General features: G+C 68.3%; 20 protein-coding genes and 3 tRNA genes. 11 read left to right on the top strand and 12 right to left on the bottom strand.

Annotated features, from left to right (window positions below; all coding sequences use genetic code 11):
- Positions 1-181: 181 nt before the first annotated feature.
- From rpmG to NRB20_RS06650, 4 genes are all read right to left on the bottom strand, one after another.
- Positions 182-352 (bottom strand): 50S ribosomal protein L33, encoded by a 171-nt coding sequence (gene rpmG / locus NRB20_RS06665; protein WP_011211653.1) that lies wholly within the window; start codon positions 350-352, stop codon positions 182-184.
- Positions 353-397: 45 nt separating this feature from the next.
- A tRNA-Met gene (locus NRB20_RS06660) sits at positions 398-470 on the bottom strand.
- A 66-nt stretch (positions 471-536) separates the two neighbouring features.
- Positions 537-609 (bottom strand) — tRNA-Thr (locus NRB20_RS06655).
- Between the two features lie 248 nt (positions 610-857).
- Positions 858-938, bottom strand: a tRNA-Tyr gene (locus NRB20_RS06650).
- 161 nt (positions 939-1,099) lie between these two features.
- Here NRB20_RS06650 and NRB20_RS06645 point away from each other — a divergent pair.
- Positions 1,100-1,591, top strand: a complete 492-nt coding sequence (locus NRB20_RS06645; protein ID WP_319944555.1) for a YajQ family cyclic di-GMP-binding protein — start codon at positions 1,100-1,102, stop codon at positions 1,589-1,591.
- Between the two features lie 8 nt (positions 1,592-1,599).
- On the opposite strand, the gene htpX is transcribed toward NRB20_RS06645, so the two are convergent.
- Complete coding sequence (gene htpX / locus NRB20_RS06640; RefSeq protein WP_153408412.1) at positions 1,600-2,478, bottom strand: zinc metalloprotease HtpX; 879 nt, start codon at positions 2,476-2,478, stop codon at positions 1,600-1,602.
- Positions 2,479-2,657: 179 nt separating this feature from the next.
- Positions 2,658-3,680 carry a polyprenyl synthetase family protein gene (locus tag NRB20_RS06635; protein ID WP_153408410.1) on the bottom strand — a complete coding sequence of 341 codons (1,023 nt, stop codon included), beginning with the start codon at positions 3,678-3,680 and terminating at the stop codon, positions 2,658-2,660.
- Between the two features lie 384 nt (positions 3,681-4,064).
- On the opposite strand from NRB20_RS06635, the gene NRB20_RS06630 reads away from it, so the two are divergent.
- The 3 genes from NRB20_RS06630 (at position 4,065) to NRB20_RS06620 (ending at position 6,396) form a co-directional block, all read left to right on the top strand.
- A complete protein-coding gene (locus NRB20_RS06630; protein WP_153408408.1) occupies positions 4,065-5,339 on the top strand; it encodes a geranylgeranyl reductase family protein in 1,275 nt (424 codons plus the stop codon).
- A 28-nt stretch (positions 5,340-5,367) separates the two neighbouring features.
- On the top strand, positions 5,368-5,790 hold the full coding sequence (locus NRB20_RS06625) for a helix-turn-helix transcriptional regulator (RefSeq protein ID WP_153408406.1): 423 nt from the start codon (positions 5,368-5,370) through the stop codon (positions 5,788-5,790).
- A 156-nt stretch (positions 5,791-5,946) separates the two neighbouring features.
- Positions 5,947-6,396 carry a VOC family protein gene (locus NRB20_RS06620; protein WP_153408404.1) on the top strand — a complete coding sequence of 150 codons (450 nt, stop codon included), beginning with the start codon at positions 5,947-5,949 and terminating at the stop codon, positions 6,394-6,396.
- Positions 6,397-6,514: 118 nt separating this feature from the next.
- On the opposite strand, the gene NRB20_RS06615 is transcribed toward NRB20_RS06620, so the two are convergent.
- Positions 6,515-7,021 (bottom strand): DUF2505 domain-containing protein, encoded by a 507-nt coding sequence (locus tag NRB20_RS06615; protein ID WP_153408402.1) that lies wholly within the window; start codon positions 7,019-7,021, stop codon positions 6,515-6,517.
- A gap of 40 nt (positions 7,022-7,061) precedes the next feature.
- On the opposite strand from NRB20_RS06615, the gene NRB20_RS06610 reads away from it, so the two are divergent.
- From NRB20_RS06610 to NRB20_RS06600, 3 genes are all read left to right on the top strand, one after another.
- The gene (locus NRB20_RS06610) at positions 7,062-7,538 is read left to right on the top strand and encodes a DUF3592 domain-containing protein (RefSeq protein ID WP_319944554.1); all 477 of its coding nucleotides are present in this window, start codon (positions 7,062-7,064) and stop codon (positions 7,536-7,538) included.
- Positions 7,539-7,653: 115 nt separating this feature from the next.
- The gene (locus tag NRB20_RS06605) at positions 7,654-8,796 is read left to right on the top strand and encodes a glycosyltransferase family 4 protein (RefSeq protein ID WP_319944553.1); all 1,143 of its coding nucleotides are present in this window, start codon (positions 7,654-7,656) and stop codon (positions 8,794-8,796) included.
- A gap of 202 nt (positions 8,797-8,998) precedes the next feature.
- A complete protein-coding gene (locus NRB20_RS06600; protein ID WP_194289751.1) occupies positions 8,999-9,643 on the top strand; it encodes a demethylmenaquinone methyltransferase in 645 nt (214 codons plus the stop codon).
- Here the strand turns inward: NRB20_RS06600 and NRB20_RS06595 are convergent.
- Positions 9,575-10,492 (bottom strand): LysR family transcriptional regulator, encoded by a 918-nt coding sequence (locus NRB20_RS06595; protein ID WP_319944552.1) that lies wholly within the window; start codon positions 10,490-10,492, stop codon positions 9,575-9,577. The two genes, NRB20_RS06600 and NRB20_RS06595, sit on opposite strands and share 69 nt — an antisense overlap.
- 83 nt (positions 10,493-10,575) lie before the next feature.
- On the opposite strand from NRB20_RS06595, the gene NRB20_RS06590 reads away from it, so the two are divergent.
- Together NRB20_RS06590 and NRB20_RS06585 are read left to right on the top strand one after the other, a co-directional pair.
- Positions 10,576-11,289: an SDR family oxidoreductase gene (locus tag NRB20_RS06590; RefSeq protein WP_153408400.1), complete on the top strand. Its 714-nt coding sequence runs from the start codon at positions 10,576-10,578 to the stop codon at positions 11,287-11,289.
- Between the two features lie 162 nt (positions 11,290-11,451).
- Positions 11,452-15,690, top strand: a complete 4,239-nt coding sequence (locus NRB20_RS06585; protein WP_153408398.1) for a bifunctional nitrate reductase/sulfite reductase flavoprotein subunit alpha — start codon at positions 11,452-11,454, stop codon at positions 15,688-15,690.
- A gap of 12 nt (positions 15,691-15,702) precedes the next feature.
- Here the strand turns inward: NRB20_RS06585 and NRB20_RS06580 are convergent, their stop codons facing one another.
- Positions 15,703-16,737 (bottom strand): aldo/keto reductase, encoded by a 1,035-nt coding sequence (locus NRB20_RS06580; RefSeq protein WP_153408395.1) that lies wholly within the window; start codon positions 16,735-16,737, stop codon positions 15,703-15,705.
- An 82-nt stretch (positions 16,738-16,819) separates the two neighbouring features.
- On the opposite strand from NRB20_RS06580, the gene NRB20_RS06575 reads away from it, so the two are divergent.
- Positions 16,820-17,431 (top strand): TetR/AcrR family transcriptional regulator, encoded by a 612-nt coding sequence (locus tag NRB20_RS06575; protein WP_153408393.1) that lies wholly within the window; start codon positions 16,820-16,822, stop codon positions 17,429-17,431.
- A gap of 366 nt (positions 17,432-17,797) precedes the next feature.
- Here the strand turns inward: NRB20_RS06575 and NRB20_RS06570 are convergent, their stop codons facing one another.
- On the bottom strand, positions 17,798-18,376 hold the full coding sequence (locus NRB20_RS06570) for a TIGR03086 family metal-binding protein (RefSeq protein ID WP_153408391.1): 579 nt from the start codon (positions 18,374-18,376) through the stop codon (positions 17,798-17,800).
- 232 nt (positions 18,377-18,608) lie between these two features.
- Here NRB20_RS06570 and NRB20_RS06565 point away from each other — a divergent pair, with 232 nt between their 5' ends.
- On the top strand, positions 18,609-18,827 hold the full coding sequence (locus tag NRB20_RS06565; RefSeq protein ID WP_153408389.1) for a hypothetical protein: 219 nt from the start codon (positions 18,609-18,611) through the stop codon (positions 18,825-18,827).
- Between the two features lie 118 nt (positions 18,828-18,945).
- On the opposite strand, the gene menD is transcribed toward NRB20_RS06565, so the two are convergent.
- Together menD and NRB20_RS06555 are read right to left on the bottom strand one after the other, a co-directional pair.
- Positions 18,946-20,571: a 2-succinyl-5-enolpyruvyl-6-hydroxy-3-cyclohexene-1-carboxylic-acid synthase gene (gene menD, locus NRB20_RS06560; RefSeq protein WP_319944551.1), complete on the bottom strand. Its 1,626-nt coding sequence runs from the start codon at positions 20,569-20,571 to the stop codon at positions 18,946-18,948.
- 109 nt (positions 20,572-20,680) lie between these two features.
- Positions 20,681-21,127, bottom strand: coding sequence for a DUF6918 family protein (locus tag NRB20_RS06555; RefSeq protein ID WP_319944550.1), 447 nt, complete (start codon positions 21,125-21,127; stop codon positions 20,681-20,683).
- Between the last annotated feature and the right edge of the window lie 46 nt (positions 21,128-21,173).

Raw genomic sequence — 21,173 nt, 5'->3', positions numbered from 1 at the left:
CCCCGCTACGGGATCTGCCGAAGCACACACTGCCGCGGATACACCAAATGCCGGAGTGGGTTCACACCCAGCTCCGGCACCGAAGGCTGACTCGAATTGCGACATACGCGGGGACCTGGCAGCTACCTGAGCTTCCCGCAGCCGCACCGTCGTCGCACGCGGCAGTGGCACGCGTGGAGGATTAGCGAGATTCGCGGTGAGCCCGGTGCGTACCGCAGTTCGGGCAGAACTTCTTCAGCTCCAGCCGATCCGGGTCGTTGCGCCGGTTCTTCTTGGTGATGTAGTTGCGGTGCTTGCACTGCTCGCAGGCCAAGGTGATCTTCGGCCGGACATCTGTGGACTTCGCGGCCACGATTTGCCTTCTTTCGGTCTACCTGACGGGAGGTATCGGTCTTTGTAGCGATGGCCGGACTTGAACCGGCGACACAACGATTATGAGTCGTTTGCTCTACCGACTGAGCTACACCGCCATACGAGTCGGCTTGCGATGGCGCCTGACCCTGGAGATGCCGTCGGCTACCACCGGCAATCCGGCGAGCCCCCTAACGGAATCGAACCGTTGACCTTTTCCTTACCATGGAAACGCTCTGCCGACTGAGCTAAGGGGGCATGGCTACCTGCGCTCCTGATCGCGATCACTCGCACCCGGGGCGCTGAAGCCTTGAACGAGAGTACACACTGCACCGCAGACTTACCAAACCGGCAGCTCAGAGCCGATTTTCGACGATCCGCACAGCCATCGTCCGCGCACCGGAACCGGAGCCGCACACCGTGGCGCACAACGGCAGTCCGACATCTCACAGAATTCCCGGAAACGACTCAGGGCCCTCCCCGATTCGGAGAGGGCCCTGAGAGTGTGGCGGATGAAGGATTCGAACCTCCGAAGCTTGCGCGGCTGATTTACAGTCAGCTCCCTTTGGCCGCTCGGGCAATCCGCCATACACGCTGCGTAAGCGCGCTGAGCAGAATACAACGATCAGGGCCCCTGGATGCAAACCGGCAGGCCAGCGGGGGTAGCGTCGGGCGCTCGGCGGCTAGTGGCGGCGCGGGCCGCACGGCACTAGCGTCGAAGCCGGAATTCGCGAGACAGGAGCGCAGTGTGGCCGATTCGTCATTCGACGTCGTCAGCAAGGTCGACCGTCAGGAGGTCGACAACGCCCTCAACCAGACGGTCAAGGAGCTCTCGACCCGATACGACTTCCGCGGCACCGGCGCGAGCATCGAGTGGTCCGGTGAGGAGAAGATCGTGCTCACCGCCGAGGCCGAGGAGCGGGTCAAGGCCGCGCTGGACGTGTTCAAGGAGAAGCTGATCCGCCGCGACATCTCGCTCAAGGCGTTCGACGCCGGGGAGCCGCAGGCGTCCGGGAAGACGTACAAGATCACCGGAACGCTGGTGCAGGGCATCTCCACCGAGAACGCGAAGAAGATCGCCAAGAAGATCCGCGACGAGGGCCCCAAGGGCGTCAAGGCGCAGATCCAGGGCGAGGAGCTGCGGGTCAGCAGCAAGAAGAGGGACGACCTGCAGGCCGTCATCGCGCTGCTCAAGGGCGCGGATTTCGATCTGGCGTTGCAGTTCGTCAACTACCGCTAGCGCCGGGGTCAGTAGCGTCTGGGACCGCCCGCCATGTTTTCGAGGCGGGCGATGCGCTCGGCCATCGGGGGGTGGGTGGAGAACATGCGGGCCATGCGGTCGCCGGCGCGGAACGGGTTGGCGATCATCAGGTGCGATTGGGCGGTCAGCCGCGGTTCTGGGGGCAGCGGGGCGGCCGCCACCCCGCGTTCGAGTTTGCGCAGGGCCGAGGCCAGGGCCAGCGGATCGCCGGTGAGTTGCGCGCCGTCCTGATCGGCCTGGTACTCCCGCGAGCGCGAGACGGCCAGTTTGATGAGCGTCGCGGCGATCGGGCCGAGTAGCGAAACCAGAAGTACGCCAAGGATATTCGGGCCCTCGCCGTCCCGATTGCCGCCGCCGAGGCCCGCGAAGAAGGCCAGGTTGGCCAGGCCCGAGATCACCGCGGCCAGCGCGCCGGCGACCGAGGAGATCAGGATGTCGCGGTTGTAGACGTGCGAGAGCTCGTGGCCCAGCACCGCGCGCAACTCGCGTTCGTCGAGCAGTTGCAGGATGCCGCTGGTGCAGCACACCGCGGCGTGCCGGGGGTTGCGGCCGGTGGCGAAGGCGTTCGGCGCGGCCGTGGGGCTGATGTACAGCCGCGGCATGGGCTGGCGCGCCGTGGTCGCCAGTTCGCGGACGATCCGGTAGATGACCGGGGCCTCGAGTTCGGAGACCGGCTGCGCGTGCATCGCCCGCAGCGCCAGCCGATCACTGTTGAAGTAGGCGTAGGCGTTCATGCCGACGGCCAGCAGGATCGCGATCACCAGGATCGCGGGGTTGCGGAACAGCGCGCCGATGCACACGATCAGCGCCGACATACCGACCATCAGGCCGAACGTCTTCAGCCCGTTCGCATACCCACCGTGCATGGCCGGTCCTCCATCTCACCTACCCCGTCGCTCATTATCGTTACACCAGGTCAACGATGCGGGGCCCACTCGGAGTTCCGAGCAGCACTTTCGACGGCGAGAGTGTGTTTCGGCTCACGGGCGCCCGATATCGGCCCAGCCGCATGCCTTCGGGTATGGCGAATACGCGCGAGGGTCCGCTATACCGAACGTTCGATGGTGTAGCGGACCAGGCGTTCGAGGGCGGCGTTGGCGGGGCCGGACGGGAGGGCGTCGAGTTCGGCCTGGGCGAGGTCGGCGTAACTCTGGAGTTTCTCCTTGGCCAGGACCATGCCCCGGGAGCGGGACAGCAGGTCCAGGGCCTCGGTGACCTCTTCGTCGGTCTGCAGGGGGTGGGCCAGCAGGGTGCGCAGGCGGTCGCCGTCGGGGCCCTCGTCGCGCAGGGCGTAGAGCACGGGCAGGGTGTGCACGCCCTCGCGCAGGTCGGTGCCGGGGGTCTTGCCGGATTCCTCTGCGGCCGAGGAGATGTCGATGATGTCGTCGGAGATCTGGAAGGCGGTGCCGACCAGGTCGCCGAGGCGGGCCACCCGCTCCACGTGTTCGCGATCCGCGCCGGAGAAGGTGCCGCCGAAACGCCCCGAGGCGGCGATCAGCGAACCGGTCTTCTCCCACACCACCCGCAGATAGTGTTCGACCGGATCCTGGGATTGCTTGGCGCCCAACGTTTCTCGCATCTGGCCGGTAACCAGTTCGGCGAACGTCTCGGCGATGATGCGGACCGCGTCGGGGCCGAGGGTGGACACCAGCCGGGAGGCGTGCGCGAACAGGTAGTCGCCGGACAGGATGGCGACGCTGTTGCCCCAGCGCGAGTTCACGCTCGGCGCGCCGCGTCGCATCGGGGCCTCGTCCATGACGTCGTCGTGGTAGAGCGTGGCCAGATGCACCAGTTCGATGACGGTGCCCGCGGTGATCAGATCCGGATCGGTCGGGCGCGGGCCCAGCTGTCCGGTGAGGATGGTGAACAGCGGCCGGAACCGCTTGCCGCCCGCGCGCGCCAGGTGCAGCGCCGCCTCCTGGAGGAACTCCGCCCCGTCGGACAGCTCGGCGATCAGCAGTTTCTCGACCTCGACCAGACCGTTGCGCACGGTCGACGCGAGCTCGTGGTCGCCGAGATCCACCCCGGCCACCACCGTGCTCTCATCGCTGATCGCCGATGCACTCATGTCGTCTCCCAATGCCGCGTCCGTCCCCACGCCCCACAACCTAGCGTGTCGGGTTCCGGGTACCCATGAACACCATCACAACATCGCCATTGTGGGACGAATCCGACACCGCCGCACCCCCGCCCGCGCCGCTCACACGGGCCGGTCGCGCCTCGACACGGCTCGGGCGTCGCTCGGCGTTACCCGTTGTCCGTTGCCCGGTATCGGCGGATACGACTCGCGGCACGAGCCACCGCAACATCCGCCATACCGGTCATCGGCTCCAACCCGACTCGCTCGTACGGCCGGCGCAGGCCGTACGACCGGTCACGACTGCCACCCCCGCTCGGCCGTCGCGACCCGGCGCGTCGACGGCGTCCGTACGACCCTGTCAGGATGGGGTGCATGGGTTCACCGGATGCCACCAGCGGGGGCGAGCGCGTGCCGCACGCGCTGCCCGCACATGCCGACGTGCTGGTCGTGGGCGCGGGACCGGCGGGGTCGGCGGCGGCGGCCTGGGCCGCGCGCGCCGGGCACGACGTGCTGCTCACCGATGCCGCGGTCTTCCCGCGCGACAAGACCTGCGGCGACGGGCTGACCCCGCGCGCCACCGCGGAGATGGAACATCTGGGCCTGGGCGACTGGCTGCGGGCGCACACGGTCAATCGCGGGCTGCGGATGGGCGGGTTCGGGCGCGAGGCGCTGCTGCCGTGGCCGGGCGGGTCGTTTCCCAGCTACGGGAGTGCGGTGCCGCGGCTCGAACTCGACGACAAACTGCGTGAGACCGCTGTCAAGTGGGGTGCGCGGATGGTCGACGGGGCGCGGGTGGCGGAGGTTGCCCGCGAGGGCGATCGAGTGACCGGCGTCAGCGTGCGCACCGATGCGGGGACGCGCGAAATCACCTGTCGCACTTTGATCGTCGCGGACGGGGTGCGGTCCCCGGTGGGCAAGCTGCTGGGCCGGACCTGGCATCGCCGGTTCGCCTACGGGGTGGCCGCGCGCGCCTACATCCGTTCCGCGCGCAGCGATGACGAGTGGATCACCTCGCATCTGGAACTGCGGGACGCCGAGGGCACGCTGGTGCCCGGGTACGGCTGGGTGTTCCCGCTGGGCAACGGCGAGGTGAACATCGGCGTCGGCTCACTGGCCACCGAACACCGGCCGTCCCACATTTCCCTGAAACCGCTTCTGCAACACTATGTTTCGCTGCGCCGGGAGGAATGGCAGTTCGACGGCGAGGCCCGCGCGGTCGCCTCGGCGCTGCTGCCGATGGGCGGTGCGGTCTCCGGGGTGAGCGGGCGCAACTGGGCGCTGGTCGGCGATGCGGCGGGCTGCGTCAATCCGCTCAACGGCGAGGGCATCGACTACGGCCTCGAGGGCGGGCACCTGCTGGCCGGACTGCTCGACGAACCGGATCTGACCACGCTGTGGCCGGATCTGCTGCGCGCCCGCTACGGCCGCACCTTCTCCGTCGCGCGCCGGATCGCGGCCATGGCCACCCATCCGCGCATGGTGCCGACCGGCGGGCCGCCGATGATGCGTTCGAAGCTGTTGCAGCGCACCGCGGTTCGAGTGATGGGCAATCTGGTGAGCGAGGAGGACGCGGATCTGACCGCCCGGCTGTGGCGCACCGCGGGCCGCGCCTCCATGCGCTTCGACGAGCCGACCCCGTTCAGCTGATCGCGGGGCGGGAGAGCGAGGAGGCGGTATGGCCGAGCAGCCGCGAACGGTCCCCGAGGACCTGCTCCCCCACCTGCGCCGGGCCCGCGATCTGGCCGACCGGCACTACGCCGAACCGCTGGACCTGGACGGTCTGGCCGCCGCGGCCGGGGTGTCGAAATACCATTTCCTGCGCTGTTTCGCCGCGACCTACGGCCGGACTCCGGCGTTGTACCTGGCCGAACGCCGGATCGAGCGGGCCCAGGATCTGCTGCGCGCGACCAATGTGACGGTCACCGAGGTGTGCATGCTGGTCGGATACAGCAGCCTCGGGTCGTTCAGTCGTAAATTCACCGAGTTGGTCGGCATGTCGCCGTCGGCCTACCAGGCGAAATTCGTCGCCGAGGGGATGCCGCGCATCCCGGGCTGCTACGTCTTCATGCACGGACTCTCGGACCGGAAACGCATCTGAAAGCGCAGCGACAATCGGCGTACTGCAACCGGTCCCGAGGGAACGGGTCGTCGATTCACGCAGGGCACGAATATTCCGGCGTGAACCGAGACCCGCAGACGCGACACAGCAATTTCGGAGAAGCGCTCGGCTGCTTCGAGCTCATAGCCTGGTGACATGACAACCATCACCAATGTGTCTCTGGTCACCGTGCACGTCACCGATCAGACCGCGGCGAAGAACTGGTACATCGAGAAGCTCGGCTTCGTGGAGATGACCGATATCACCATGGGGGACAACGGTTTCCGCTGGGTGTCCATCGCCCACCCGGATCATCGGGAGCTGGAGATCACCCTGATGGCGCCGGGTCCGCCGCTGGCCGAGGATGTGGCGGAGGCGATTCGGCGCGCGCTGGCCAACGGCACCAACGGCGGGCTGGGGCTGCGCACCGACGACTGCCACAAGGCGTACGAGGAATTGACGGCCAAGGGCGTGGAATTCGTGCAGCCGCCGTCGGATCGGCCGTACGGGGTCGAGGCGATCATCCGCGACAACTCCGGCAACTGGCTGGTGCTGGTGGAGCCCAAGGAATTCGACGGCGGCGACTTCGGGCCGGGCGCGCAGTAGCGCCGCCGCAGGGCTTTTCGCGCACCGCCGCGTGAGACCCGCACACCGCCGCGCGACGCCTTGCATGCGAGCACTCGAAATCCGCTCGCATGCAAGGTTTTCGGCCCGGATCAGCGACTCAGGCGTCGGCCTTGGCGGCGAACCACTTCTCGATGAACTTGCGTTCGCTCTCGATCACGCGGTGCTGCAACTGTTCCGCCAGCGGCTCGATCGCGCCACCGACCAGCGGCACCTTCACCGCGACGGCGCCGGACACCACGATCTCCGAACCCGTTGCGGCGGATCGCATCTCGTAGGTCCCGGACATCTTGGTGGTGATGCCCTGCGACGTGCCCGAGAACACGCCCCGGGCGGTGTCACCCTCGAGCGGTCCCCAGTTGTCGGTGCGCTCGACCACCAGATCGTTCTTGAGCACCTTGCGCACCAGCGCCGGAATCTTGTCCGGCCGTGCGGTTTCGGTCATGTGCACGCGAATGGTGCCGGGGCCGTCGTCGTGAGCCAGGTCCAGGGTGGCCGTGGCCGCGCCGTCGAAACGGTCCTGCCACAACTCGTCACTGGTGATCGCCCGGTGGAGCTCCGCGACCGGGACGCTGTAAGACACGGTGAAGCTGAATTTTCGGGACATGGGCGCACACGCTATCGGAGCGATGCAATAGCCTGAAGTCGTGTCGGAGAACAGTCAGTCCGCACATCGGCGTACGCGGCGTCTGCGACGGATTCGGATCGGTGTGCTCATCGCGGCGACGGCGATCAGCGCGCTGGCGGTGCTGCTGGTCCTGGCGGCCTGGCGCGACGACGTGCTGATCACCTCGGACAAGGGTGTGGCCAGTGCGGAGGTGCTCTCGGCGGGTCGGCTGCGTTCGGCGGTGACATTCGTCACTCCCGACGGCGTGACCCGCAATCCCCGCCTCGGTGTGTTGTACCCCACCAGGCTCACGGCCGGTGAACGCATCAACGTCGAATACAGCCGGGCCGATCCCGAACTCGTGCGGGTCGCCGGTCGGGACGCGCGGGTGGCGATCGTGCCCGCGCTGTCGGTGATCGTGGTGGTGTGGGCGATCGCGCTGCCGGCGTTGTGGCTGATACGGCGGTTGCGGTTGCGTGGTCCGCAGCCGGTGCCGGAAGTCGCCGGAACTCCCTGAGTAAGCCGCTCGGTCGGCCGCGCGCCGCGTGGTGAACGCAGATGTTCGCCGGAACTTCGCATACCCGTCACATGGTCGTGGCGGCTTCGCGTCGCCGCTCGAACACACTCGAAGGGTGCGTGTAGCGATCGTTTCGGAGTCGTTCCTGCCGAATATGAACGGCGTCGTCAACTCCGTGCTGCAGGTGCTCGGGCATCTGGAGCGGCACGGCCACGACGCGCTGATCATCGCCCCCGACACCCCGCGCGGGGAACCACCCGCGCCGCGGTCGTACGGGAAGTTCCCGGTGGTGCGGGTGCCCGCGGTGATGGTGCCGAAGATCAGTTCGCTGCCGGTCGGGCTGCCGCAGCCCGGGATCACCGCGGCGATCGAGGAGTTCGACGCCGATATCGTGCATCTGGCCTCGCCGTTCCTGCTCGGGGCCGGGGGGATGTCCGCGGCGCTGCGGCTGGATCTGCCCGCGGTGGCGGTATATCAGACCGATGTCGCCGGATTCGCGCAGAGCTATGGGCTCGGCCCGGCCCGGCGGGCGGCGTGGGCGTGGACCCGGCGCATCCACCAGCGCGCCGCCCGCACCCTCGCGCCCTCCTCGGCTGCCGCGGAAGATCTTGCGCGGCACGGGATTCCGCGTGTGCACCGGTGGGCGCGCGGGGTCGACATCGCGCGCTTCACGCCCTCGGCGCGGTCGGCGGAACTGCGCGAGGCGTGGTCGGCGCAGCAGCGTCTGGTGGTCGGGTTCGTCGGGCGGCTGGCTCCAGAGAAGCATGTGGAACGGCTCGCCGTATTGGACGGGGATCCGGATATTCAGCTGGTCATCGTGGGTGACGGCCCCGATCGGGCGCGCCTGGCCGAGTTGATGCCCTCGGCGATCTTCACCGGCGAGCTCGGCGGCGACGAACTGGGCCGCGCCTACGCGAGCCTGGACGTGATGGTGCACGCGGGCGAACACGAGACCTTCTGCCAGGGCGTGCAGGAGGCACTCGCCAGCGGCCTGCCGGTCGTCGGCCCCGACGCGGGCGGCCCGCGCGACCTGATCGCCCACTGCCGCAACGGATATCTGCTCCCGGTCGACCGTTTCAGCGAACTGCTCCCCAGCGCCGTCGGTGCCCTCCAGGACCCCGCCCACCGCGCCCGCTTCGCCGCCGCCGCCCGCAAATCCGTCCTGCACCGCACCTGGCCCGCCATCTGCGACGAGTTGATGGGGCATTACGCGGACGTGCTGGGGACGACGACCGACCAGATCTACCGCAGCGCGTAGGCGTCACACGGCCACACGCCCGGCCCGAAGCTGGGAATCGGCTGCAAGATCACTCCGGAATCGGCATCGATCCGGATGCGGTGCGGCGGGCGGGAAGTGGCCCGGGTCGGCGGCGCGGGCGGATCAGGCTAGGGTCGGGGACGTGGCGAAAACAGAGTCGTTCCGTGCCTCGCTGGACAAGGAACCGCACGAGGTCGCGTCGATGTTCGATGGGGTCGCGAAGCGGTACGACCTGACCAACACCGTGATTTCGGCGGGGCAGGACAGGTATTGGCGGTGGGCGACCCGGCAGGCGCTGGCGTTGCGGCCCGGGGAGCGGGTGCTGGATCTGGCGGCCGGGACCGGGGTGTCGACGCTGGAGTTCGCCAAGTCGGGGGCCTGGTGTGTGGCGGCGGATTTCTCGCGGGGGATGTTGGACGCGGGGCGGTTCCGCAAGGTGCCGATGGTCGCCGCGGACGGTACGCAGCTGCCGTTCGCCGATGATTCCTTCGACGCGGTCACCATTTCCTATGGGCTGCGCAACTTCTCGGATCCCGACGGGGCGATGCGGGAGATGCTGCGCGTCACGAAACCCGGTGGGCGGCTGGTGATCGCGGAATTCTCGACGCCGGTGTTCGGGCCGTTCCGGACGATCTACATGGAGTATCTGATGCGGGCGCTGCCGCAGGTGGCGCGGGCGGTCAGCAGTAATCCGGACGCGTACGTCTATCTGGCCGAGTCGATTCGCGCCTGGCCGAATCAGCGTCAGCTGGCGCTGCGGATGACCGACGCGGGTTGGTCATCGGTCAAGTGGCGCAACCTCACCGGCGGCATCGTCGCGCTGCATCGGGGTTACAACCTCGGTTAGGGCGCGTAGATCGGCGGCCGTGCGAACGAGTGCGGCGACCGCGCGGGAGCGGCTGTGCGACGGCCAGGCGATGACGGTGGTGACGTCCGGGGCGTCGACGACGGGGACCGCGACGTGTTCGGGCCATTGCCATGCGCGGCTGGATGCGGGGATGACCAGCAGGGTTCGGCCCAGGGCGACGAGTTGGGCGAGCTTGGATTGGGTGCGGACCTCGGGGCCGGGGCCTTCGGGGTAGGTGCCGTCGAGACGGGGCCAGCGGGCGATCGGCAGGCCGGGGACGTGGCTGACCTCGGCGAGAGTGAGTTCTTCGCGGGCGGCGAGAGGGTGGGTTGCGGGCAGGATCGCGACCTGGCCCTCCACGTGCAGGTCCTCGGTGTCGAATCCGGCCAGGTCGTCGTAGGGGCGGTGCATGATCGCCACGTCGGCGCGGCCGTCGCGCAACGCGCCCGCCTGCTCGCCGACCTCGCACAGCAGGATCTCCACCGACGCCGCGTCCGGGTCGGCGGCGTGGGTGTCCAGGAGTCGGCGCAGCAGATCGTGCGACGCCCCGGCCTTCGTGACCAGGACCAGCGAATTCGTCGACGCACCGGCACGCTGGGTGCGACGGGCGGCGGCCGCGACCGCGTCCAGCGCGCTACCGGCCTCCCGAACCAGCACCCGACCGGCCGCGGTCAGCGCCACCCCGCGCCGGTCCCGATCGAAGAGTTGCACGCCGAGCCGCCGCTCCAACTGGCGAATCGCGCGGGACAGCGGCGGTTGCGCCATGCCCAGGCGTTCGGCGGCCCGCCCGAAATGCAGTTCCTCGGCGACGGCGAGGAAATAGCGCAGCTCGCGGGTTTCCAGATCCACCCACGCAGCGTAGCGCGCTGATACCCGGCGAGTATCACAGCCGATCCGGTTGATCTTGGACGCCGCGTTCGGCCCGGTCGAGCATGGATCTCGTGAAGGATACGAAGACCGCGCTGGTCACCGGCGCGAACAAGGGCATCGGCTTCGCCATCGCGCAGGGGCTGGGCACGCTCGGGTACACGGTCGCGGTGGGGGCACGTGACGACGGCAGGCGGGCCGACGCTGTCGAGAAACTGCGGGCCGAGGGGATCGACGCGTTCGGGGTCGCGCTGGATGTCACCTCCGACGAGAGCGTCGCCGCGGCGGCCGCGGCCATCGAGCGGCTCGACGTGCTGGTCAACAACGCGGGCATCGGCGGCCGGGCCGACGACGGCGCGCAGGATCCGACAACGCTCGACCTCGGCGTCGTGCGAACCGTGTTGGATACCAACGTCTTCGGCGTCGTCCGGGTGACCAACGCGATGCTCCCGCTGCTGCATCGCGCACCCGCGCCCCGCATCGTCAACGTCTCCAGCAACATGGGCTCGCTGACCTTGCGGACCGGCCCGATCATGGCTGCCTACGCCCCGTCGAAATCCATGCTCAACAGCCTCACCGTGCAGTACGCGCGCCGACTCGCCGAAACGAACATTCTCGTCAACGCCTGCTGCCCCGGTTATGTGGCGACCGATTTCACCGGGCACAATTCGACCCGCACCCCGAGGGAGGGCGCGGCGATCGCGATCCGGCTGGCCACCCTGCCCGACGACGGACCGCGCGGCGGCTTCTTCGATGACGCGGGCGTTGTCGCGTGGTGAGGTCCGACTAGCACCGATCCGGGCGGATTTCCGCTGCGTCCGCCGGTTTTCCGGTGACATCGCTCACTCCTCACAAGATCGACTACGGCGTGTGCGGAGTTTTGTCACCCGCCGATAACGTTCGGTAAATCCGGCGCAATCGCGGCTCGCGATGATCGAGTCATGTCCCCTGCACCCTCCGGCCCGGCGAACGTCGACACCACGTGTTCGTACTGCGGCGTGGGGTGCGGGATCACGGTCGAGACGAAGGTGGACGAATCCGGCGCGCCCGTCATCGCGTCCGTGCGCGGTAACAAACTGCATCCGGTCAACGCCGGACGGCTGTGCACGAAGGGCGCCACCCACGCCGAGATGATGCGCGCGCCGGGCCGGATGACCACGGCCCTGCGTCGCGACGAACGCGGGCACGAACCCACACCGGTCGCGATGGACGACGCGGTCCGCGAGGTCGCCGGGCGGCTGCGGGCCATCCTGGACACGCACGGGCCGGACGCGATCGCGCTGTACGTCTCGGGGCAGATGTCGTTGGAGGCGCAGTACCTGGCCACCAAACTGGCCAAGGGCTATCTGCGCACGGTGCACATCGAATCGAATTCGCGGTTGTGCATGGCCAGCGCGGGCACCGGATACAAGCAGTCGCTCGGCGCGGACGGGCCGCCCGGATCCTACGACGACATCGACAATTCCGATCTGTTCCTGGTGATCGGCGCGAATATGGCCGACTGCCATCCGATTCTGTATCTGCGCCTGGCCGACCGCCGCAAGAGTGCCGGGGCCAAACTCATCGTGGTCGATCCGCGACGCACCGAAACCGCCCGCAACGCAGACCTTTTCCTGCAGATCGCGCCCGGCACCGATCTCGCGCTGCTCAACGGGCTGCTGTATCTGCTGGTCGAAAACGGTGACATAGACAGCGATTTCATCGCCGCGCACACCGAGGGCTGGGAGGCGATGGGCGAATTCCTCGCCGACTATCCCCCGGACCGGGTCGCGGAGATCACCGGGCTGGCCGAGGCCGATATCCGCACTGCCGCAACGTGGATCGGTGAGGCGGGCGAATGGATGTCGCTGTGGACGATGGGGTTGAACCAGTCCACGCACGGCACCTGGAACACCAACGCGCTGTGCAATCTACATCTGGCCACCGGCGCGATCTGCCGCACCGGCAGCGGGCCGTTCTCGCTGACCGGGCAGCCGAATGCCATGGGCGGCAGGGAAATGGGGTACATGGGTCCGGGGCTGCCCGGTCAGCGCAGCGTGTTGTCCGAGGCCGATCGGACGTTCGTGGAGACCGCGTGGGGGTTGGCGCCCGGGACGATTCGTACCGAGTCCGGGCCGGGCACGATCGAGATGTTCCGGGAGCTGGCCGACGGGAAGATCCGGGCGTGCTGGATCATCTGTAGCAATCCCGTTGCGTCGGTGGCGAATCGGAAGACGGTGATCTCCGGGTTGGAGGCGGCCGAATTGGTCGTCACCCAGGACGTCTACGCCGAGACCGCGACCAATGCCTACGCCGATGTGCTGCTGCCCGCGACATTGTGGGCCGAGGCAGACGGTGTGATGGTGAATTCCGAACGCGATGTGAGTCTGTTGCAGCGGTCCATCGATCCGATCGGCGACGCGCGTCCGGATTGGTTGCTGATCGCGCAGGTGGCCACCGCGATGGGGTTTCCTGGATTCGAATTCGCTTCCAGTGCGGAGGTTTTCGAGGAGGTACGCGGGTTCGCCAACCCCGCTACCGGATACGATCTGCGCGGGGTCTCCTACGAGGAATTGCGGGCCGGGCCGTTGCAGTGGCCGTGTCCGGATCCGGCGCGGCGGCGCAATCCGATTCGTTATCGCAACGACGGAGTGAGCCAGCACCTGTTCACCGACGCCGCGGGGAACACCCCCGAACTGGCCTTCGCGACGCCGAGCCGCCGCGCGGTGTTCTGGCCGCGCCCGCACCTGGAACCGCGCGAAATGCCCGACGACGACTACCCTTTCGTGCTCAACACCGGACGGCTGCCGCATCAGTGGCACACCATGACCAAGACCGGCAAGGTCGCCAAACTGACCAAGCTGAACGGCAAACCCTTCGCCGAGATCCACCCCGAGGACGCCGCGCGGCTCGGTGTGCGACCGGAGGATCAGCTCGAAATCACTTCTCGCCGTGGACGTGCCGTGCTGCCGGTGCAAATCAGTGACCGGGTGCGGCCGGGCAACTGCTTCGCGCCCTTCCACTGGAACGACGAGCAGGGGGAATACCTGACGGTGAACGCGGTGACCAATGACGCGGTGGACGACGCGTCGCTCCAGCCGGAGTTCAAGGCGTGCGCGGTCTCGCTGCGCCGGATCGCGGCCGAGCCGCCCGCGCCCATGCAGACGCCGCCGGTCACGGCACCTGCGCCCGTGACCTCGGGAAACGGGCACCCGCTGGCCCGGATGCTCGGGCTGGACACCGCCGCCGCGCCGATGCTGAGCGATACCGAGCGGATCTACCTCGGCGGGTATCTCGCGGCGCTGGATTCGCTTCCGGTGCAGGGACAACCGGTGCTGCCCGAATCCGCGCCGATGGCCCGCAGCAGTCGGCTGTGGATCGACGGGTTGCTCGCGGGGATGTACTCGCGGGCCACGGGGGGCGGGGTCATCGAGACCGAACACGTTGCGGCGGTGGCGGAACCGCGTGTGGTCACCGTGCTGTGGGCCTCGCAGACCGGGACCGCCGAGGAGTTCGCCGCCGAGGCCGCGCGGAAATTGTCCGAATCCGGTTGTGCGCCACGGTTGTTGGAGATGAATTCCGGGGAATTGGCCGACCTGGACGGTGATGTGCTGGTGATCACCAGTACGTTCGGGGACGGCGGGCCACCGGACAACGGTGCCGAATTCTGGGATATGTTGTCCGACAGTTCGATTCGCCTGAACAATGTGCGTTATGCGGTGTTCGCCATCGGGGATTCGTCATACGACGACTTCTGCGGTCACGGGCGGAAACTGGACGAGCTGCTCGCGAAATTCGGTGCCACCCGGTTGCTTCCGCGCGTGGACAGCGAGCCGGATCATGGTGAGTTGTCGGCGAAGTGGCTCGAGGATGTGCTCGGCGCGTTGGGGCCGGGCGACGATTCGGGTGCCGGGACAGGCGATTCCGGAGCTGGCGGACCGGGCCACACCGGGTCCGGAAGCGCGCCCGCCGGGCTCGGTGGCCACGGCCAGGCAGGATCGAGCCCGTCGGGCGTCGGCGTACTGAGTCCTGCTCGCACCCAACAGGTTTCATCGACCGAACCCAAATCTCGCCCGGCCGCACCGGCATTCACCCGCAACGCCCCCACCCCCGCCCCGCTCGTGCGCAACGAACTCCTCTCCCGCCCCGGATCCTCGAAGGAGGTGCGGCAGTTCGGATTCGATCTGCGCGACCGGGGCGCGACCTACGAGGTCGGCGACTCGCTCGGCGTCTGGCCCACCAACGACGAAACGCTCGTCGCGCAATGGCTCGACGCGACCGGCCTGGACGCGCAGCACCCGACCGAGATCGAGGATCGCGAGGTATCGCTCGAACACGCGCTGCGCACCCACTACGACATCACCCGGGTCAGCAACGATCTGCTGACCTTCATCGCCGCGCACAACCCCAGCCCGCAGCTGGCCAAACTGCTGCGCCGCGACAACCGCACCGAACTCGACGGCTACCTCTGGGACAAGCAGGCCGTGGACGTGCTGCGCGACTTCCCGATGCGCGCCGATCCGGTGGACTGGCTCGGCGCGCTGAAAAAGCTACAGCCACGGCAGTATTCGATCTCCTCCAGCCCGCTGGTCGATCCGCACGAGGTCCAATTGACCGTCGGCGTGGTGCGTTACGGCGATCCGGCCGCACCGCGCGGCGGCGTCTGCTCCACCTTCCTGGCCGATCGCGGTGCGGGCGCGCAGATTCCGATCTTCCTGCAGCGTGCACCGCATTTCCGCCCGCCGCTGGACCCCGGGGCGCCGATGATCATGATCGGCCCCGGCACCGGCATCGCGCCGTTCCGCGGGTTCCTGCACGAACGCCGCGCCCTGGGCTGCCGCGGCCGCAACTGGCTGCTGTTCGGCGATCAGCACGCCGCCGACAACTTCTACTACCGCACCGAACTCGAGGACATGTTCCGCGACGGCTTCCTCACCCGCCTCGACCTGGCCTTCTCCCGCGACCAACGCGAGCGCGTCTACGTCCAGCACCGCATGCTCGAGCACGGCGCGGAACTGTGGTCCTGGCTGCAATCCGGCGCCCACATCTACGTCTGCGGGGACGCCAGCCGCATGGCCCGCGACGTCGACCAGACGCTGCTGACCATCGCCCAGATCCACGGCAATCTGACCCCCGAGGCCGCCACCGCGTACAAGAAGCAGCTCACCACCGAGAAGCGCTACGTTCGCGACATCTACTGACCGGGTTCCCGCCTACACGGCCGGTGGGTTGAGCCGGGCGAAGTCCGGTAGCCGGTAATAGGGGTAGTACGGATACGGCGGCGTACGGCCGCTGACCTTGTCCAACCGGGCGATCTGGTCGGCGTCGAGCTGCCAGCCGACCGCGCCCAGATTCTGACGTAGCTGCTCCTCGGTGCGCGCGCCGATGATGACACTCGCGACGGTGGGCCGGGACAGCAACCAGTTCAACGCGATCTGCGGAACCGAACGTCCGGTCTCGGCGGCCAACTCGTCGAGGACATCGACCACGTCGTAGAGCAGTTCGTCGTCCACGGGCGGTCCGGCCTCGGCGGTCCGATGCAGTCGACTGGTCTCCGGAAGTGGTTGTCCGCGACGGACTTTCCCCGTCAGCCGCCCCCAACCCAGCGGACTCCACACCACCGCGCCGACGCCCTGATCCAGCCCCAGCGGCATCAGCTCCCACTCGTAATCGCGACCGAGCAGCGAGTAGTACACCTGATGCGCGACATAGCGGACATGCCCGTTCCGTTCCGCTGCCGCAAGGGATTTCATCAACTGCCACCCGGCGAAATTGGACGCGCCGACATACCGGATCTTGCCGCCGCGCACCAGATCGTCCAGTGCGGCAAGCACTTCCTCGACCGGGGTGCCCGCATCGAACGCGTGCAGCTGGAACAGATCGAGATATTCGGTGCCGAGACGACGCAGCGCGCCCTCCACCGCGCCGATCAACCGCGAACGCCCCGATCCGGCCTCGTACGCCGCCGGACCCGTGGGCAGGGATGCCTTGGTGGACAACAGCACTCGATCGCGACGTCCTCGAATCGCCTCGCCCAGAACCTGTTCCGACGCGCCCTCGGAATACACGTCCGCGGTGTCGAACATGGCGACGCCCGCGTCCAGCGCGACGTCGACCATCCGGCGCGCCTGCCGCGCATCGGTGTCACCCCACGCGCCGAACAGTTCGCCGCGCCCACCGAAGGTGCCCGCACCGAAACTCAACGCGGGAACCGTCAACCCCGAAGCACCCAACCGCCGATACTCCATGACCACTCCTAACGGAACAGAAGTTTCATTAACAATGCCCACGCTACACTCGGGCGACCGTTAACGGAACTGGAGGACCGTTATGAATCAGGACACCACCACTCCGGGCTCACTGCGCCCCGGCGGCCGCACCGCCCGCGTCCGCGAATCAGTCCTGCGAGCAGCCGGTGACCTCCTCGCCGAACGCGGTTTCGCCCACCTCGACCCCGCCGAGGTCGCCGCCCGCGCGGGCGTCGGCAAAACCACCGTCTACCGCCGCTGGCGCACCCCCGCGGGCCTGGTCGCCGACCTCCTCACCGAGATGGCCGAAACCTCACTCCCCCGTGCCGACACCGGCTCCCTGCGCGAGGACCTGCTCGCCAACGCCCGCCTGGTCGCCCACACCCTCAACGACCCCCGCCAGGGCAAACTCTTCGCCTCCCTGATCGCCGCCGCCACCGCCGACCCCACCACCGCCACCGCCCTGCGCCACTTCTACGACACCCGCCTCACCGAATGGACCCCCTGCATCGAAGCCGCAGCGACCCGAGGCGAGATCCCTCCCGAAACCGACCCTCGCGCAGTCCTTTCCGCCGTCGCCGCCCCCCTCTACTACCGCCTCCTGACCACCGGCGACCCCATCGACGACCACACCGCCACCCTCGCCGCCGAATCCGCCACCCTCGCCGCCCACTCCGGCCTCTTCACCCCCTAACCACCCCGCCCCAACGCATTACGACCTCAGAAACGTGTCGTACCCCTACGTCATACTTCCGAACATGGGGATGAAGCTGTACGTTCGCACACTCGCAGGGGGCATCAGCTGCTCGTCGCGTTCGGCCAGGGGTCTCGGACAACCGCGCGACACCGTCGATGGAATTGCGCATGTCCGGCGGCGTCTCGGAGAACGCGTCCGAGAGCACCTCCACGCTCCTGGCCGACTGCGCGGTATCGGTCTGCTCGATATTCTTCGCAGCGTCCTGGAACGCCTCGTTTCACCGAGGCCACGCAGCGGATCGGGCACGCCGGTCCTTCGGGTCTTCGGGCTGCTCGTGGGCGGGGTGGTCGACGCGCTCGGGATTCAGGCGCGCCAGGCCGGGTCGCGGCCGGTGAGGGCGATGACGCGGTCGAGGAGGGAGGCTTCGGGGGTGACGGGTCTGCGGGGGCCGAAGAGGCCGGGGACGCCTTCGGGCGGGGTGTCGGCGAGCATTTCCAGGAGGGGGACCAGGTCGTGGTCGGTGGGGGTGAAGGGTTGGGCGGTGGCGCGGGCCAGGTCCCAGCCGTGCACGATGACCTCGTCGAGGGCGAACAGGGCCATTCCGGGGGCGGGGGCGGTCGCGCCGCCCACTTCGGTTTCGCCCTCCCAGGCGGTCGGCTCGCGCCAGGCGGCGACCAGGGCTTTCAACTGGGCGGGGACGAGGGAACGCCAGTCCCGCGGGAGGGTTTGCGGTGCGGCCTCGGAGGGTGGGACCGAGGCTCCGATGCCCTCCTTCGTGGCTCCGCGCCGGAATCCCTCGGTAAATCCGAGGACGTGCTGCACCATCTCGCCGACCGTCATATCGGTGGGAGTCGGGTTGTCGAGCTGGTCGTCGGTGATTCCGGCGACGACCAACTCCAGCAGCGTCGCGGCATTCTCCAGATCGAACAATGGTGTGGTCATGGTTCTCCTCGCATGCGGCGGCCCGGACATACCGGTCCCTCGCAGATCTGACGACCCGCACTCGTCGAATTCATCGGTGCGCGTGCGGAACTCCCCGAAATGCGGTCACCAGCATCGGAACACCTCGCACGCGATCAGATCGCCGACAGGTTGCCAGTCTCTCCCGAACGGAGGACTCTCGACCTTGTAGAGCAGCAGCGGGCGACTCGCCCCCGCCGGACAGGAGCACCCGATGACCGATCGCATCCTCACCATCGATGACGTTCCCGAGGCCGATCGCGCCGAACAGTCCGTCCCGGCCTACCGCACCGACGACGCACCCGAACCCGAATTCCCCACGGCCGCAGCCGATCGCGAAGCCGACGAAGCCGACATCATCGAGCAGACCCTCGAGGTCCCCCTCGACGACGACTACGCCGAGAACTCCGAAGACGCCGACACCGACTACTGACCGCGCCCCACCTCCGGCCGAATACCGCCGGCCCGTCCCGAGCCCTGCGCACCCTCCGACCGGTAACCGGTCATCAGCCACCCGACCGCTGGTCGCAATCGTCGACTCGTCCGGCCGCCTACCCGCTGATCCCCGCCCGCACCGCAGCGTGCAACTCCCGCAGACTCGACCGCTCGGTGGCCACCTCCAACACCCGCATCCCATGCGCGTGCCGAGTCAGCTCCACCCCCAGCTCGGCCGGATCGACCTGCCGATGCGGCACCCGATACGCCGCGCACATCGCCGCCAGATCCATCCCGTGCGGCGTCCCGAAAACCCGCTCGAAAACCCCGGCGTACTGCGGATCCCCCTGCTCGAGCAGTTCGAAGATGCCACCGCCGTCATCGTTGGCGACCACGATGGTCAGATCCTCCGGACGCGGCTCCCCGGGCCCGATGAGCAGCCCCGACGCGTCGTGCAGGAACGTCAGATCGCCGATCAGCGCGATGGTGCGGCCGGGATGACTCAGCGCCGCGCCGACCGCGGTCGACACCGTGCCGTCGATCCCCGCGACGCCCCGATTGGATTTCACCGTGATCCCGGACCGCGGATGCGACACCAGGGCCGCGTCCCGCACCGGGTTCGACGCGCCCAGCAGCAGCTGATCGCCCTCGCGCAACGCGTCCATCACGACCGCGGCCACATGCAGTCCGGTCGGCTTGGGATGCCCGGCCAACTCGTCCCGCACGACGCCGGAAGCCTTGGCGTTCAACGCCGCACACCGCTCGAGCCACGCCGGATCGGGCGTCCCCCGGGTGATCGCGCGGGTCCCGGTGCCGATCACATTGCCGGACACATCGGGCCACCGCGGACCGGTGGTCAACGCGAACACCTCGACCTCGGGATCGGCAAGCACCCGCGACACCTGCCGATGCAGCGTGGGCCGCCCGGTGATGATCGCCTGCCGGGGTTTCAACAGCGGCAACGCCAGCGGATGCAAGGCCGGACCGTGCCGCGGCGCGGTGGGTTCGGCGACGGTCGGCAGGTCGGCCAGTTCGGGGCGCAGACCCGCGCCGTGCCCGGAGATGACCACCGTGTCGGGCGTCAGATCCAGTTCCAGGGGCACCTCGAGTGTCGCGTATTGCGTTGCGGTCCAAGCGGATCCATCCGCTCGCCCGGCCGGAATCACCTCGCCCGGCGCGAGATCGGGTACCAGCGGCTCCCGCAGCGGAATATCCAGCTGCACCGGACCGGCATTACCCGACCGCGTCCCGCGCGCCGCGGCCAGCACCCGGCACACCGCCGCCCGCCAAACGCTGTTCTGCCGCCGGTAACCGTCCTCCTGCTCGGCCAGCCCCAAACTGTTCGACAGCCGTACCTGCGACCCGAACAGCCCGAACTGCTCGACGGTCTGATTGGCCCCGCTGCCCAGCATCTCGTACGGGCGATTCGCGCTCAGCACGATCAGCGGCTGCCGCGCGTAATTGGCCTCCAGCACGGCCGGACCCAGATTGGCCACGGCGGTCCCCGACGTCATCACCACCGGTACGGGACTGCCACTGGCGACGGCCAGGCCGATCGCCAGGAATCCCGCGGTCCGTTCGTCGATGCGCATGTGCAGCCGCAACCGCCCCGCGGCATCGGCGGCCTGCAAGGCGAAGGCCAGTGGCGCATTGCGCGAGCCGGGGCACAGCACGACGTCCCGGACGCCGCCGCGTGCCAATTCGTCCACGACGACCTGGGCTTGCGCTGTCGAAGGATTCACACCCCCACCCTGTCAGACTGTTCCCGCCAGTGGTGCGTGGACCCGCTCACACCTACCTCCGGGAGGAGCCTTCGGGCCGCGAACCGCGACACCGAAGGCTGTGCACCACTCAGCCGGCGTGACGCTGAACCAGGTCACCGACCCGCGGCAGCGCCTCGGCGACATTCTTCTTGGCCGAGGACCGCAGCGAGGAGTAGACCTTCTGCAGCGCCGGACGCGAGGAGCTCTCGGCCCGCGCGTCGGTGACCGACAGCAGCGCCTCGGCAACCTCGTCCTGCTTGGAAACCAGCAGGTCGGCAAAGTTGCCGCCGCCGTTGCCCTGGAATTCGGCCCAGTACGGCTCGAGCTTCTCGACGAACTTGGGCGCGAACGATTCCAGCGCATCCGCGACGATCGACGGGCTGACCTTCTTCACCGCGGCGTATCCGCCCTTGACGGCCAGGCCCGACGCGCCACCCTTATCCGACACCTCTGCGTCCAGCACCTCTTTGGCGTCGGCCAGGAATGCCGGACGCTTGGCGTCGTCGAGCAGGGATTCAGACAGTGCTGCAACCACTTTCAGGTTCCTCCGGATTGATTTTCGATGAGCGAGCGCACGCAAC

This window comes from Nocardia macrotermitis, assembly GCF_009604405.1.
Classification (GTDB): Bacteria; Actinomycetota; Actinomycetes; order Mycobacteriales; family Mycobacteriaceae; genus Nocardia; species Nocardia macrotermitis.
The sequence above is the reverse complement of the archived record's forward strand: the minus strand, read 5'-3'. Positions and strand labels throughout refer to the sequence as shown.